Annotated in this window: 11 protein-coding genes; 5 read left to right on the top strand and 6 right to left on the bottom strand. The window is 67.5% G+C overall.

Annotated features, from left to right (window positions below; all coding sequences use genetic code 11):
• Nucleotides 1-100: 100 nt before the first annotated feature.
• The 3 genes from ACFXKN_RS02005 (at nt 101) to ACFXKN_RS01995 (ending at nt 5,564) form a co-directional block, all read left to right on the top strand.
• Nucleotides 101-1,687: an aldehyde dehydrogenase family protein gene (locus ACFXKN_RS02005; protein WP_378949371.1), complete on the top strand. Its 1,587-nt coding sequence runs from the start codon at nt 101-103 to the stop codon at nt 1,685-1,687.
• A complete protein-coding gene (locus ACFXKN_RS02000) occupies nt 1,684-4,131 on the top strand; it encodes a glycoside hydrolase family 2 TIM barrel-domain containing protein (protein ID WP_378949366.1) in 2,448 nt (815 codons plus the stop codon). The genes ACFXKN_RS02005 and ACFXKN_RS02000 overlap by 4 nt, the downstream gene beginning before the upstream one ends.
• A 116-nt stretch (nt 4,132-4,247) precedes the next feature.
• On the top strand, nt 4,248-5,564 hold the full coding sequence (locus ACFXKN_RS01995) for a lipase family protein (protein WP_378949362.1): 1,317 nt from the start codon (nt 4,248-4,250) through the stop codon (nt 5,562-5,564).
• Between the two features lie 231 nt (nt 5,565-5,795).
• Here the strand turns inward: ACFXKN_RS01995 and ACFXKN_RS01990 are convergent, their stop codons facing one another.
• From ACFXKN_RS01990 to ACFXKN_RS01970, 5 genes are all read right to left on the bottom strand, one after another.
• Nucleotides 5,796-8,231, bottom strand: coding sequence for a CoA transferase (locus ACFXKN_RS01990; protein WP_378949359.1), 2,436 nt, complete (start codon nt 8,229-8,231; stop codon nt 5,796-5,798).
• Nucleotides 8,228-9,187, bottom strand: coding sequence for an enoyl-CoA hydratase/isomerase family protein (locus ACFXKN_RS01985; protein WP_378949356.1), 960 nt, complete (start codon nt 9,185-9,187; stop codon nt 8,228-8,230). Before ACFXKN_RS01985 ends, ACFXKN_RS01990 begins: the two co-directional genes overlap by 4 nt.
• 68 nt (nt 9,188-9,255) lie before the next feature.
• Nucleotides 9,256-10,380, bottom strand: a complete 1,125-nt coding sequence (locus ACFXKN_RS01980) for a M24 family metallopeptidase (protein WP_379432182.1) — start codon at nt 10,378-10,380, stop codon at nt 9,256-9,258.
• Entirely contained in the window at nt 10,370-11,608 is a 1,239-nt protein-coding gene (locus ACFXKN_RS01975; RefSeq protein WP_379432181.1) for a M24 family metallopeptidase, read from the bottom strand. Before ACFXKN_RS01975 ends, ACFXKN_RS01980 begins: the two co-directional genes overlap by 11 nt.
• Before the next feature lies 1 nt (nt 11,609).
• Complete coding sequence (locus ACFXKN_RS01970) at nt 11,610-12,779, bottom strand: amidohydrolase family protein (RefSeq protein ID WP_378949347.1); 1,170 nt, start codon at nt 12,777-12,779, stop codon at nt 11,610-11,612.
• A gap of 220 nt (nt 12,780-12,999) precedes the next feature.
• On the opposite strand from ACFXKN_RS01970, the gene ACFXKN_RS01965 reads away from it, so the two are divergent.
• Both ACFXKN_RS01965 and ACFXKN_RS01960 read left to right on the top strand, forming a co-directional pair.
• Nucleotides 13,000-13,605, top strand: a complete 606-nt coding sequence (locus ACFXKN_RS01965; protein ID WP_378949344.1) for a TetR/AcrR family transcriptional regulator — start codon at nt 13,000-13,002, stop codon at nt 13,603-13,605.
• Complete coding sequence (locus tag ACFXKN_RS01960; RefSeq protein WP_378949341.1) at nt 13,602-14,108, top strand: hypothetical protein; 507 nt, start codon at nt 13,602-13,604, stop codon at nt 14,106-14,108. The genes ACFXKN_RS01965 and ACFXKN_RS01960 overlap by 4 nt, the downstream gene beginning before the upstream one ends.
• Before the next feature lie 56 nt (nt 14,109-14,164).
• Here ACFXKN_RS01960 and ACFXKN_RS01955 read toward each other — a convergent pair whose 3' ends face one another.
• Nucleotides 14,165-15,571 (bottom strand): aldehyde dehydrogenase family protein, encoded by a 1,407-nt coding sequence (locus ACFXKN_RS01955; protein ID WP_379432180.1) that lies wholly within the window; start codon nt 15,569-15,571, stop codon nt 14,165-14,167.
• Between the last annotated feature and the right edge of the window lie 60 nt (nt 15,572-15,631).

The raw sequence follows: 15,631 nt of genomic DNA, 5'->3' as shown, positions 1-15,631 counted from the left end.
GGCAGCGCAACAGAAATCCGGTGTTGACGCTCACCGGTCCGTGCATCAGTATATGTTCGAAATCGAAAACAATGTTCGATATTTCGAACAAGGAGTGGGTGTGGGAGACGTCGATGTATGGAGCCTCGATCCGCGAACCGGTGCGCGCCGCCGGGCGGTGACGCGGGAAACGGACGCCATCGCCGTTGACCGTGCGGTGAAAGCCGCACATGCTGCACGGGGCGCGTTGAACGACAGGTCCTCTCGCGCGAACTTCCTGCGTAATGCCGCCGAGGGCCTGGCCGCCGAGCGCGCACCACTGGCGGCCGAAGCCGAAGCCGAGACCGCACTCGGGCTGTCCCGGCTCCACGGGGAGATCGACCGCACGTGCGGCCAACTCCGCGCCTTCGCCGACCTGGTGGAGGCAGCGGATTTTCTCGATATCATCATCGATCACGCCGACACCGATCACGTCCCACCCCGACCCGACCTGCGCAGATACAAAGTCGGCCTCGGCGTCGTGGCCGTCTATTCCGCCTCGAACTTTCCCTTCGCGTTCTCCATCGCCGGTGGGGATACCGCCAGCGCGCTGGCGGCTGGCTGCCCCGTGGTGGTCAAAGCTCATCCCGGCCACCCGGCGACATCGGCACTGACCGAGGCGGTCGTGCGTGCCGCCGCCGCCGAATCCGGGCTACCGGCGGATGTCGTACGCGTGGTGCACGGCTTCGACGCCGGTGTCGAACTCATTCGTCACCCCCTGGTGGCTGCGGCGGGTTTCACCGGCTCACAGCGCGGTGGCCGCGCCCTATTCGACGCCGCGGCCGCGCGAGAGCGCCCGATCCCATTCCACGGCGAACTCGGTTCCCTCAATCCGGTGGTCGTGACCGCCGCGGCTGCCGCCGAACGCGGCGGGCAGATCGGCCGGACGCTGGCAGCCTCGGTGACCCTGGGACACGGGCAGTTCTGCGTCAAACCCGGGCTCGTGCTGGTGCCCGAGGGCCCCGACGGCGATGCCCTGGTCACCGAACTCGCCCAGCACCTGGCCACAACACCACCGGCAGCACTGCTCGACCAGCGCATGCTCGCCGATTTCACCGCCGGTATCGACGCACGCGCGAACCTCCCCCATGTGCAGACCGTGGTCGCCCCGCGCCCGGACACCCATGCGGTGAGCCCAGCGTTGCTGTCGGTACCCGCCGCCATGGCCTCGGACCCGAGGCACGCGCTACTACTCGAAGAATGCTTCGGTCCGGTGACGGTTGTTGCTCGCTACGCCGCGAGCAGCGAGTGCACCGAGACGCTGTCCCGGATACCGGGCGCCCTGACGGCCACGGCTCAACTCTCCCAACAGGAAGCCGCCGAACTCGACGGCAATGCCGCGGGGCTGCTGCGACGACTGAGTGCGATGGTCGGCAGGGTTGTGGTCAACGATTGGCCGACTGGAGTCGCAGTCACTGCCGCACAGCATCACGGCGGCCCCTACCCGGCGAGCACCTCGACCTCCACCTCGGTCGGCTCCACTGCCATCGAACGCTGGCTGCGCCCGGTCGCCTATCAGAACACGCCCGAGCCTCTGCTCCCGCAAGAGCTTCAGGACGCGAACCCCATGAACTTGTCACGGCTCGTCGACGGCGTCGCAGTCGGTCCGGGCCCGCAGACACAGCTCGACAGCAACCCGCACTCGAACTCAGATCGGACCGCTCGATGATCGCCGAATCTTTCAATGACGGCTGGGGCGTTCGCCCGCTGCAATCCGCGTTCTTCGCGATGACCGCGGGACCTTATCGCCCGGTGGTCCTGCCACACGACCAGATGCTCACCCTTCCACGCGCCCACGATGCGGGCGACGGCGCGGCCAACGGGTTCTTTCCCGACGGTGACGCGGACTACGAAAAGCGCTTCGACGTGCCACTCGAATGGGCCGATCACCGGATCACCCTCGAGTTCGAAGGCATCTACCGTGATGCGCGCGTTTTCATCAATAACGCGCTGGCTGCTCACCGGCCGTACGGCTACTCCCGGTTCTTCGTCGCCGCTGACCCGTATCTGCGATACGGTGAGACCAACGTCATCCGCGTCGAATGCTCGGCTACCGAAGACACTCGCTGGTACTCCGGCCTCGGAATCCACCGGCCGGTCACCCTACACCGGGGAGAGCTGATCCATCTGACGGTCGAGGGTCCCCGCTTCGCCACCCCCGACATCGAAGACGACCTCGCCGCGGTCCACGTCGACGCGACCGTCCACAACGAATCCACCCGCACAGCGCATCTCGACGTCCGCATCGAAATCCTCGACCCCGATGGCGACCTGGTCGCCGAGGAGACGATGCCGCTGACCGTGTTCGCCGGCGAGCGGGCAACCGTGCACCGTCGAGTGTTCGTCCGCGACCCGAAACTGTGGAGCCCCGAGCACCCCGATCTCTATCTCGGGCGCGTCTCGCTGATCCACAACGACCGAGTCGTCGACCACAGCAAAGATCACTTCGGTATCCGTCGTATTCAGATCGATCCCGCGCACGGTCTGCGCATCAACGGGCAGCCGGTGAAACTGCGCGGCGCCTGCGTGCACCACGACAACGGGCCCTTGGGCGCGGCAGCGATCACGCGCGCCGAACAACGCCGCGTCGAACTTCTGCGTGCCGCCGGATTCAATGCGCTGCGCAGCGCCCACCAGCCCATGAGCAAGGCAATGCTGCGCGCCTGTGACCGGCTGGGAATGCTGGTCATGGACGAGGCCTTCGACTCCTGGACCGTGCGCAAAACGCGCTTCGACTACTCGCGCGATTTCCCGACCTGGTGGCGCGCCGACATCGAGTCGATGGTGACCAAGGACTACAACCACCCCAGTGTCATCCTCTACTCCATCGGAAACGAGATCTTCGAAACCGGCAACCGACTCAGCGCCCGATGGGGACGAGAACTCGCCGCCACCGTGAAGACACTGGACCCCCACCGCTTCACCGTGAACGCGATCAACGTGTTGGTCTCGTCGCTGGACCAGATTGCCGCGGCGATGAGCGCGGCAGGGGCCTGCGGCGGTGTGAACGACATGCTGGGGTCGATGGAGGAGATGGTGGCGATGCTGTGGCGCTCCGAGGACACCGCGGCTCTGACCGCCGAAGCCTTCGCCCAGGTCGACGTCGCTGGATACAACTATGGCGATGCCCGCTACGACCTCGACCCGACGCAATTCCCGAATCGGGTATGCGTGGGCAGCGAAACGGCACGCCAGGACATCGCAGCCCGCTGGCAGCAAACCGCCCGCCTGCCCCATGTCATCGGCGACTTCTGCTGGACCGGCTGGGACTATCTGGGCGAAGCCGGAATCGGCCGCGTCCGCGAACCCGGCAGCGCTGTGGAAATGAGCCTCGACAGCGCACTCGGCGACTACCCGCATCTGACCTCGGAAACCGGCGACCTGGACATGACCGGTACCCGCAGACCCGCCTCCTACTTCCGTGAAATCGTCTTCGGCCTGCGCACCGAGCCCTACATCTCAGTCCACCCACCGCAACGATTCGGAATCGGCGCCGTCCCCAACGCCTTCGCATGGGACGGCTCCGAAGGCCACTGGACCTGGCCCGCGGACGAAGGAAAACCGGTCCGCATCGACGTCTATTCCGACGCCGAACAGGTCGAACTACGGGTCAACCAGCAGAGCCTCGGCCGACGCTCCGCCGGCCCCGAACATGGCTATATCGCTACCTTTGAAGCCACTTACACACCCGGCGTCCTCACCGCGACCGCCTACCGCGACGGTGTCGAAGCCGAAACCACCGAACTGCACACCGCCGCACGCGTCGCCGACCTGCGTCTCACCGCAGAGAGCACGACAGCAACTGCCAACGACAACGACCTGGTCCACGTCCGCATCGCCCTCGTCGACCAGTACGGTCGCACCAATCCCGCCGAAACCCGCACTGTCCGAGTCGATATCGAGGGCCCTGGGGTGCTGGCCGGGCTCGGCAGCGGCGACCCGCGCCTTGACGAACCCATGCTCACTACCACCCGAACCACCTACGCCGGCACGATCCTGGCGATCGTACGACCCACCGGTGCCGGGATCCTGACGGTTCGCGCCGGCGCCGACGACCTCGAACCGCGCACGGTAACCATCGATGTGCGCGGCGACCAGCAGCCCGTCTGCTGACCATTCTCGACGACAGGAATTCGACAGTGATGCTCAACCTACAACGCCGTGGCCGCACCATGGGCGGGCGGCGCGTGAGTACCAGAGCCGGGAAGCCGGCGGGGATGCCGCGGCTGATGGTAGCGGCATTCTCGGCCACCCTGGCCACAACCCTGGGAAGCGTGCCTGCGGTGATGGCGCAGGCGCCGGAGTCGTTCTACAGCTACGACGGCGCCGAACCGCTGGCATCACTTGCCCCAGGCGCCGTGCTGAAGACCCGGACCCTCGAATATCACGCCGACACTTTCGCCACACCGTTGACCACGATCCAAGTGCTCTACCGGTCGACCGATTCCCTTGGAAACCCGACAGCCAACGTCACCACGATCATCAAACCCCCGGCACCGGCCACCGGCGCGGCCAAGGTCGTTTCTTTCCTTTCGGCATACGACTCACTCAACCCGGCGCACAGTCCTTCCCGAGCATTTGCCGCCGATATCGAACTCACCGGCCTTTCGGATCCCCTGAGCGATATCGCCTCTTCGGAAGTCCAGTTCTTCGCCCCGCTGCTGATGGCCGGATACACCATCGTCGTACCCGACACCGAAGGCCCCGCCGCTGACTTCGCCGCTGGCCCCGAATACGGCAGAACGACCCTGGACTCACTGCGCGCAGCACGTCATATCACCACTCTCAGCGGAATCGACGACACGACCAAGATCGGCCTGATGGGATACTCCGGCGGCGCGATCGCCGCGAACTGGACCGCGATCGAAGCACCCTCCTACGCCCCCGACATCAACGAAGATCTCATCGGGGTCGCCGAAGGAGGAGTCCTGGTCGACCCCGCACACAACCTCAGCTACGTCGCGGGCAGTCCGATCTGGGCCGGAGTGATCGGAATGGCCATTGTCGGCATCTCGCGGTCCTTCGACGTCGACTTCAGCAAGTACCTCAGCGACACCGGCCGCCGCGTCCTCGAGGAAATGCAGGACGCGTCGATCATGAACGTGCTCGCCCAATACCCCGGCCTGACCTGGGCACAAATGGCCCTACCCGAATACGCCGACCCGAACTCGATTCCCGAATACGTCGACGTTGTCAACAAGCTCAACATGGGCACAGCGCCGACCCCGACCGTTCCGATGTTCATCGCCCAGGGCGCCAACGGCATCCTCGAGGGCACACCAGCACATCCTGGCTTCGGCGCCGGAGACGGCGTCATGATCACTGGAGATGTCCGCACCCTGGCCAATCAGTACTGCGCTGCCGGACTGGCCGTTCAATACGACCAGTACGACGCCCACAGCCACGTCACTGCTCTCATCGCCTGGGCACCAGCGGCGCAAAAGTGGCTCATCGACCGTTTCGACAACCAACCCGCCCCCACCAATTGCGGAAACATCCCCGCAGGCAACCCCCTCACTCCCGAACGCCACGCCCACCAGCTCTGATCCAATGCCATCTAGTTGGCCAGTGCTCCTGACAGGTTCAGTCAGATAGCGGTGAGGCATGGACATCTGACCGATCCGTCACGAGTGGCCGGGGTCCAAAGCGGCCATGCCCTTGTGATTGCAGTCGTGGATCAGTTGCCGCGCATACGCTTCGGGCATCTGGTGCCCGGTGAACGTGGATCTCCGCGTAGAGCCCGCGCATCTCGGCGAAGCCGACTCGGACCGATGGGCCTACCGGTTGGTTGATGAGGGGACCGTGGCCGGACCGACTGTCGGGTGCCCTCCGACGACGCCGGCGGTGCAGAGCTCGGTGAGCAGGGTCGGCTCCAGTCCGAGGTCGGTGAGAATGGCGTGGTTGTCCTGGCCGAGCAGGGGGGCGTGCGTGCGGTGGAAGCGGTAGGGGCCTGCGGAGAAGCGGGCGGGGATCGTGCTGTGGCGGGCGGTTCCGGTGATCGGATGGGTGAGGTTCTCGAAGAAGCCGCGGAAGATGAGTTGCGGGATCTCGGTCTGGCGGTGCGGCTGCAACACCTTTGCCACGGGAATGCCTGCATCCCAGAGGGTTCGGACGATGTCGTCGCTGTCGCGGTCGGCGCACCAGGTCGCGAGTCTGGTGTCGATTTCGGTGTGTCTGGCGCGCCGGCCCGCCGCGCTCGACAGTGCCGGGTCCAGCATCCAGAACGGTGTGCCGAGGGCTTCGCGGAGTTTGCGCCACTGCCCGTCGGTGGCGATCGCGATCGCGACCCAGCAGTCCCGGCCACCGAATTCGTCGGTGCCCGCGGCCTGGTAGAGGTTCTGTGGCGCGGCGGCCGGACCACGGTTGCCGTCGCGGTGCAGCAGCACTCCGTTGGCGGAGTACTCGAGCACCTGCTCGGCGGCGACATTGAGTGCGGCGTCCACCATGGCGGCCTCGATCAGGGTGCCCGCACCGGTGCGGCGGCGGTGAGTGAGGGCCAGCAGCAGGGCGTTGAGCGCGTGCACCCCGGCGTTGGGGTCGCCGATCGAATAGGGCTGCACGGGATTCTCGTCCGGGTGGCCGGTGAGCCAGCTGATGCCCGAGGTGTCCTCGATGACGTAGGCGAACGCGGGATTGTCCCGCCACGGCCCGGTGGTCCCGAAACCCGGCATGCGCACCATGATCCCGTCGGGCCGCAGCGCGCGGTAGGCGGGATAGTCCAGGCCGATCTGGGCGAGCACGCGGGGGGTGTAGTTCTCGACGACCACATCGCAGGTCGCGGCGAGCTTCGCCAGCACCGCGCGGCCACGGTCGTCGGACAGGTCCAGGGTGACGCTCTTCTTGCCCGCGTTGAGCCCGGCGAAGATCGGTGACTTCTCCCACCACCGGTCCTCGCTGACCGGTACTCCCGCGATGAGCCGGGTGCCGTCGAGCCGGGCGGCCGACTCCACATGGATCACCTCGGCGCCCAGCATCGCCAGATAGTGCGTGCACGACGGACCCGCCCAGAAGGTGGTGAGATCGAGTACTCGCACACCACGGAACGGCAGCTGTTCGGTTGCGCCACTGCGGGTTCGGACACCGCGTGATCGGTTCGCCGGGGCGCGGTAGTGCTCGGTGTGTTCACCCAGCCGCGGCGCGGGACCCAGCTCCGGCAGCAGCGGCGGATCGAAACGATAGGGCGCGCCGGGCCGGACGAACCCGTCCCGGGGATCGGTCACGAACGACCCCCGGGCCAGGTGATGGTCCATCGTCGGGGCGTTCGACCCGTCGGCGACCGGCCCGTTCGGAATCCGGAAGGCCGAAGCCAGATCCTGCACCACCTCGACCGGTTGTTCGGCCAGCCAGGCGTAGATCTGCGGTGCCCTGGCGGCGGCGCGTTCGGTGATCGAGGCGTCGGTGTCCTCGTCGATCCACTCGGGATGCCCGACCATCGCGCACAGGTCGAACCACTGCTGCATGGTACCGCAGCCCACCGAGACCAGGCCGTCGGCCGCGGTCGCGATACCGGGCACACTGCGCCGGCGCCGATCCCGGAACGGGCGGCCCAGCGCGTCGTGGAAGGTGACGGGAAAGTAGGTCAGTCCGAGGATCTGGGCTTCGAGAATCGACAGGTCGATCAGCTCGCCCGCACCGCCGCGCAACCGGGAGGTCAGGGTGGCTACCGAGGCGTGGGCACCGGCGAACCATTCGCCGATCCGCCCACCGACCGCCACCGGCGCCCGCTCCGGCGCCCCGCGCCCGAGCCCGATGATGCCGCCCGACCAGGCTTGCAAGGTGAACTCGGTGGCGGGGCGACTCGCCCACGGCCCGTCGAGCCCGAACGGCGTGATGGCGGTGACCACCAGGTGCCGGTGCGCGCGCCGCAGGGCCGTGGGGGAGTAGGCGGGATCGGCAGTGATCGGCGAATCGGGTTCCCACACAACGATATCGGCGGCGGCCAGCAGTGCGTCGAGCAGTGTTCGATCCGGTGGCGCGGCCACGTCGACGATCACGCTGCGTTTGGCGCCGGACAGGAACGTGAACAGCGGCGCATCGCTGCCCTGGGCGGGCACGGTGTGCGAGGCGGACCACCGCCGCAGCGCCGCGCCGCCCGGCGGTTCCACCACGACGACCTCGGCGCCGCCGTCGGCCAGCAGTTTGGTGCAGTAGGCCCCCGCGATCCCGGTGGACAGGTCGAGGACCGACCACCCGGACAGCGGCGCGGTACTCACCGGTCGTCCTTGCGCGCTGATTTGCTCAGCCGGAACTCCGGCGGGAAGCGGGCGTCGTTGTCCTTCACCGAGGCGCTGAGTCCGCTGTCGTAGGCATCGCCGAGCATGAGCTCGTCGTCGGCGTGGACGTGTCCGCCCATCGATTCGAAGAACCCGCTCAGCAGGCTGCCCATGTACTCGCCCTGCTGCTGCTTCATGATCTCGAAGAAGACCTTCTGCATGAAGATGGTGTCGGTGGGGCGATTACGGGCGCAGGCCAGCGCGTATTTGGCGGTCTCGGCCTCCAGTTCGTCCCTGGGCACCACCTTGTTGAGGAAATCGCAGTCGGCCATCTCCTGCGCGGTGAACGGCCTGCCGGTGAACACCATCTCCTGGAACTTGCGCAATCCCATGGTCTGCGCCCAGGTCCACATCCGCGGTCCCCAGCCGTAGTAGCGGAACGATGGATGGCCGAAGAGCGCGTCATCGCTGGAGATCACCAGATCGGCGTCGGCGGCCTGATAGAAGTGCCAGCCGTAACAGTAGCCCTTCACCTCGACGATGCTGATCTTCTTGAACTCCTGCAGGCTCCGGCAGCCCGCTTGGGCGTTGGCGTACCACTGGCTGACCGACGCGCCGTGCCGGAACGACCCTGTGGGCGGGTACCGCACGCCCTCCTCGGCGCCGATCTTGTACTCGGCCAGTCGCGGCCCCTGGTCCGGATCCCGCTGCGTAGCAAGGAATTCAGGAAGATCGGCGCCGCTGCCGAAATCGTCGCCGACGCCCCGGACAACGAGCACCTTGACGTCGTCGTCGATGCTCGCGCGATGGATCAGGTCGCCGTAGCGCAGCCGGGCCGCGCTGGTGGGGGCGTTGAGATGGTCGGGACGGTCGAAAGTGATGGTGGCGATACGGGTTTCGGGGTCTTTGTCGTAGCGGATGATCTCCTCCGCCGACGGCTGCTCCGGTCCGGGCACGATGCGGCTCCTTTGCCTGGACGAGGCGGACCGCCCGGCAGGCGGCCCGCCTCGAAATGTGTTGCGGGTCAGTGCGGCCAGTGCGGCGCGTCGGTGAGCACCTCGGCGCCGTCGGTGGTGATCAGGACCGCGTCACGGCCGAAGACCGCACCGACGCCGGGCTCCCAGACATAACTGGTGACCGACAGCACCATGCCGGGTTCGAGTCGTTCGGCCTCGGCGGTCTGCCGCAACAGCGGCGAGACCACCGGGGCGTCGAAACCCATGCCGAGGCCGCGGGCCACCGGCATGGGCGGCAGTGCTTCCCCGGCGAGTTCGTAGGCGGTGAGCAGATCGGCGGCCACCGCGCCCGGACGGCAGGCCTCGACGAGCCTGTCCCACAGCACATCCCAGCGCCGGTAGAGCGCGTGCACGCCGGCATCACCCTCGCCGTCGGCGGGCCACGTGCGGCCGACCTCGCCGATGTAGCCCTCGCCGAGAATCCCCGCCGAGAACGCCACCAGGTCACCGGATCCCACCCGCCGTTGCGCGCCCGCCCGCTGCCATGGATGCGCTCGCGAGGTCACCCACGCCGAATCCTGCGAGGCGGGCGTACTGATCCCGCCCGCGGCCATGGCCTCGAGCAGGATCCCGATCAGCGACTGCTCGCTCACGCCCAGCGCGAGCTCGGCCACCGACGCCGCCAGACCGGTCTGCGCGACGGCAAGGGCACGGCGCAACGCGAGGATCTCCTCGGGTGTCTTGATCCGCCGTGCCGCGCTCATCGCCGGTTCCCCGTCGACGAGTTCGGCCTGCGGGAACGCCTGTGGCAGCAACTGGGCGAAGGTCGGGGACATGGCGTCGGTGCCGACCCGGCGGGCCGTGCTCGCGCCATCGATGCGGCGCAGCACCTCGATGGTGGTCAGCGGATTCCATGCCAGGCCGTAGAGATTGTCGTGCGGGATGTCCTCGGGGATGCCCTCGTCCCAGGTGCTGAGCAGATGCACCGCACCGGTGTCGCGCACCAGGGTGGCGACGGGGCCGAAGGGCCGGGTCCCCGCCACCCACAGTTGTGGGGCGCCTGCCACGTAGCGGGCATTGGCCTGCCTGCCCAGGACGAGAATGTCGAGATCGTCGGCATGCATCTGTGCCAGTGCGCGAGCGCGCCGCCCATGCCGCAGGGCGCGCTCGTCGGGCAGGATCTCAGTACCCATACGGGTCGTAGGGGTAGTCGGTGAGGGGCGAAAAGCCCTGGTCGGTGATCACAACGATCTCCTCGCTTCGATATCCACCGGTGCCGTCCTCCCAGACGACCGGTTCGAGCACCAGCACCATCCCGGGTTCGAACACGAAGTTCTCGTCGTACTCCGCGCCGAGATCGGTGCCGATCATCGGCATCTCGGCAGCGCTGACGCCGATGCCGTGACCCAGATAGAAATGCGGCAGCCAGGGTTTGACGCCGCCGTTGGCCGCGATCGCGGCCCGGGTGAGATCGGCGGCGCTCGCACCGGCGCGGGTGACCTCGAGTGCCGCCGTGATGATCTCGTGCCAGCGCTCGAACTGGCGTTGCTGCCGCGCGTTCGGGGCGTCGCCCACGATCCAGGTGCGGCCGAAGTCCGAGCAGTAGCCGCCGTAGGTGATGCTGACATCGGTCCACAGCACGTCACCGGCCGCGAGGGCGCGCTCGGTGGTGAGCAGCGGCAGCGCCAGGTCGCCGTGCGTGGTCCACACGCCCTCGGCCTTGGACTGCGGCATCACCTGCCAGATGGCGTCGAGCATGTTCGCGGTGGCGCCGAGTTCGAAAGCGCGCCGGACGAATCGGGCCGACAGGTCGATCTGGCGGCGACCGGGCGCGAGGTCGGCCTGCACCTCGGCGATGGCCTTCTCGGTGATCCGGTTGGCGATCCGCAGGCACGAGATCTCATCCGGTGTCTTGATCAGTTTGGCCGCCCCGACGACCAGCGCGGCATCGGAGGGAGCGCCGCCGGGGAACAGCGCGTCCTGCGCCCGGCGCATCGCACCGGTGCATTCGTCGACCGCGACAGTGGACCCCGCCGGAACCAGTTCGGCGAGCACGCGGGCGAAAGTGTCCACGCCCTCGTCGAATTCGAGGTAGACCGGCCCGTGCAGGTGATCGGCGGGCAGTTCGGCCTCGTCGGAGGTGCCCTCCCGGAACGGCAGGAACAGGTGCGGCCAGGGATCACCGGCCACCACCACGGCGACGGGACGCTCGACATGCGAGAGCCCGGCATCACCGAGCGGCCAGTTCGCACCCGTGGCATAGGCGACATTGGTGTTGTTGAGCAGGACCAGCGCGTCGACACCGCGGGCGGCCATCGCCGCGCGCAATCGGGCGCCGGTCTCACGCCGCATCCGCGCCCGGTCGGGGACATCGGGGATCTCGAAGGCCGCGGACCGCGCGGCCGTGCCGGACACCGTCATCTCAGATGCCCAGGAAATCGCGGATGTTGCCGCTGACGATCCGGGCCGCCGCCGCGGGCCCGACCGCCGCGACGACCGCGGCAAGGGACTGCTCGGAGTAGCCGAAGGTGCTCTCGTTGTGCGGGTAGTCCGAGGACCACATCACCCGGTCGATCCCGATCTGATCGATGAGCGAGAGCCCGAGCGGGTCGACCATGAACGAGGCGCGCATGTGGTTGTCCCAGTAGTGCCGGATGTCGTGTTCCACCGGCCGGTCCAGCATGTGCTGGAAGGAGGCGAGCATGTGCTCGGCGTCCTGAATGGCCGCGGGCACCCAGTTCACGCCGCCTTCGAACCAGCCGATGCTCAGCCCGGGGTGCCGGTCGATGATGCCGCTGAAGATGTACTTGGAGAACAGTTCCCGGAACGGCGCGACATTGTGCATCATGCCGACCGCGACGCTGTTGACCTCGCACGGTGCCGACAGCGGCGACTCACCGATGTGGTGGGAGACCGGCACACCGGATTCCTCGATGGCGTCCCAGACCGGGATCATCGCGGTGCTGCCGTAGTCGATGACCGCGCCGTCGTCATCCTTGCCCGCCGACAGCGGCAGCAGGAAGGTCTTGAGGCCCAGCGACTTCAGCTCGTCGAGGGTGCGGCGCGCGCCCTCGGCGTCCCACCAGTTGATCAGGCCGACACCGTAGAAACTGCCACCGGATTGTTCCTGGAGTTCGGCGATGTAGGCGTTGTAGACGCGGAAGCAGAGCTCGCGGATCTCCTTGTCCGGGTAGAACAGCAGCGCGAGCAGCGCGTTGGGGAACGCCAGTTCCCTGGCGATGCCGTCGGCGCGCAGGTCGGCGCCGCGGGCGGCCAGATTGGCGCTGCCGGACCCTTCGAGGGGGTCGTACTGCATGAGCACATGGCTGAAATCGCCGGGCAGGAACGACTTTCCCTTGCGGCCGAGCTGATAGGCGCCGTCCTCGTACCAGACCCGCGGTGCCCGGTCCTTGAGGTTCTCGGGGAAACGCTCGTAGAAGATGTCGTGCGCCAGCGAGATGTGGTTGTCGGCGGAGAAAACCTCCGTGCCGGCGGGCAGCCCGGGGGTGCCTGCCGCCTTGCCGCGCCGGTCCTTGGGCGGGCCGAATCCGCCGGGTGGGTACAGCGGGGCGCTACTACTGGGAACCGGCATCTTGCCCTCCAATGTGATTCTCCTAATGCGGAAATAACGTTATCACAGGTGGAGAGCCGATCGGTCAGCACTTTTCTCATGAGCGCGATTCCATCCACCCGGCAGCGCAAGAACGCTATTCTCATCAGTGAGCCCGACCGAGAGGGGTGAGACCCTTGTCACATCGAGCCAACCAACCTACTGTGTGTTCACTAGGTTTTTGTCGAACAGGTTGCCGCGCATGACTTCTCCCCGTCCTTACGCCTCGCTACTAGCCAAGGGAGAGGATCGCCGCCAGCGGATCGTGACTGTCGCCCAGCGTCTGCTCACCCGCAACGGCTGGCGGAATACGAGTCTGGCGATGATCGCGCGTGAGGCCGGGGTGAGCCCCGCGGGGTTGCTGCACCACTTCACCTCGAAGAACCAGCTGCTGCATGCGGTGCTCGATGCCCGCGATGCCGACGACCTGCAGCAGGCGGACCTGCGCGGGGACCTGATCGCCGAGATCGAGAAGGTCGCCGAGCGCATCCAGCGCTCGCCCGAACTGGTCGGCACCTTCGCGGTCCTGCTCGTGGAGAACCTCCAGCCCGAGGCTCCGCTGCACGACCGGATGCTGGACAGATGGAACCTGGCCGTCGGCATCGTCACGGCGCTCATCCGCCACAACCAGGAAATCGGCCGCTACCGTGCCGATTTCGATCCCGGGATCCGGGCGGTGGAGATCGTCGCTTTCATCAATGGAATGGAGATCTCATGGCTGCTCGATCATTCGATACCCCTGGCCGAGGTGTTCGCCGAGTACACGAGGTCGCTGACACGCGACTTCGCCCCGGACCCTCGGCGATGAGGTATCGCCTCGACGTCGTGGCGACCAGTGTGGTCGATGTCGTCGAGCATGCCGGGGGCTGGCTGTTCGATCGCGCCGTCGCGGGCTGGGATGTGTCGGTGCTGGTCGCCGAGATCTCCGATGCGCGACCGCTGCGCATCCTCGGTGCCGAACTGGTCGACCTGCACCAGGTGCTCTCCGCGCACGGGCAGGGCCGCAGACCGCACGCGCTGGCGATCGCGGGCGACGTCTGCTGTCGCGACTCCCGCGCGCACCGCGGTGTGGTCTCGGCCCTGCGCGACGGGGGCGTGGAAGTCGTTGTCTGGGGAGATGATTGGTCCTCGCCACCCGAACATCGGGTCGATCCGGTGGTGCACCGGCTCAGTGTGGCCGCGCGCGCGTTCAAGGCGCAGGCGCTGACCGCGGCCCGGTTGCCGGCCGAATCGGTCGGCGCGACCGAGGTCTTCCGCAGCGGGGCGTCGATGTTCCCGCCCATCGGGGCGGATCTGAGCCCGGTCGGCTGAACCGCCGAAGCCGCCGTTCGCGCCCGTGGAGTCGGGTGCGAACGGCGGCGAGCCGGTCAGATGCCGATGTAGACGGCCTTGGTGTTGAAATAGGCTTCGATGCCCTTGCGGCCACGTTCGCCGCCCCAGCCCGACTGCTTCTGGCCGCAGATCGGCATCGAGGGATCGGCGGCGAGCGAGGTGTTCACCCAGATCTGGCCCGCGCGTAGCTCGTTGGCGAGGCGGTGGGCGCGGCCGAGGTTCTCGGTCCAGATCGAGCCGGCCAGACCGTATTCGGTGTCGTTGGCGGCCGCGATCACCTCGTCCTCGTCGTCGAAGGGGATCACCGAGCCGACCGGGCCGAAGATCTCCTCGCGGATAAGCCGCATGTCGGGGGTGGTTCCGGTGATGATCGTCGCCTCGTAGAAGTAGCCGCGGCGGTCCATCGGCTTGCCGCCGGTCACCACCTGCGCGCCTGCCGCGACACCGTCGTCGACGATCCCCGCGACGCGTCGGCGTTGCTTCTCGCTGATCAGCGGACCCAGTACCGAGTTGGGATCGTCGCTGCCGCCCATCGGCAGCATCGCGGCGAAGGCTGCCAGTCCCTCCACTACCCGGTCGTAGATGCCGCGCTGGACGTAGATGCGCGAGGTGCACGAGCAGTTCTGCCCGGAACCGGCGAGCAGGCCCATACCCGCTCCCATGATCGCTTTGTCCAGATTCGCGTCGTCGAACATGATCAGCGGCGACTTGCCGCCGAGTTCGAGGGTCAGGCGCTTGAGGTTGCCCGCGGCGGCCTTGACGATCAGGCGCCCGACCTCGGTCGATCCGGTGAACGAGATCTTGTCGACGTCCGGGTGCGCGGTGAGCGCCGCGCCGGTGGTCTCGCCGTACCCGGTGACGACATTGAGCACACCGTCGGGCAGACCCGCCTCGCGGAAGATCTCCTCGAGCTTCAGCGCGCTGAGCGGGGTCTCCTCGGCGGGCTTGAGCACCGCGCTGCACCCGGCGGCCAGCGCAGGCGCGACCTTGAGCATCGCCACGAAGAACGGCCCGTTCCACGGCACGATGAGGCCGACCACGCCGACCGGCTCGAGCTGGGTGAAGGTATGGAAACTCTCGAATTCGCCCAGCAGCCCGTCGGAGACGAGACTGCTCGACTCGCCGTGGATCTTGCCGACCCACCCGGCGTAGTACATCAGCATGTCGTAGGCCACCGCGATGATGTGGCGGGCGGCCACAGCGTTCATGCCGTTGTCGCGGGCCTCGATCGCGGCGAGTTCGTCGGTGCGTTCCCGCACGATCGCCGCGGCCCGGAACAGGACCTGCGCGCGGTGACCGGCCGGCTGCTTGCGCCAGGCCCCGGACTCGAATGTCTCGCGGGCCCGGGCAACCGCCGCGTCGACGGCCTCCCGGTCGGAATCGACGACCTCCGCTATCTGTTCCTCGGTCGACGGGTCGAAGACCTCGATGGTGTTGCTCACTGTGCCTCTCCTTTCGCCGGGCCGCCCTGGGCGCGGGTCGGCGCGGAGTCCTCGGGTGCC

The organism is Nocardia sp. NPDC059195, assembly GCF_042754695.1.
Classification (GTDB): domain Bacteria; phylum Actinomycetota; class Actinomycetes; order Mycobacteriales; family Mycobacteriaceae; genus Nocardia.
The sequence above is the reverse complement of the archived record's forward strand: the minus strand, read 5'-3'. Positions and strand labels throughout refer to the sequence as shown.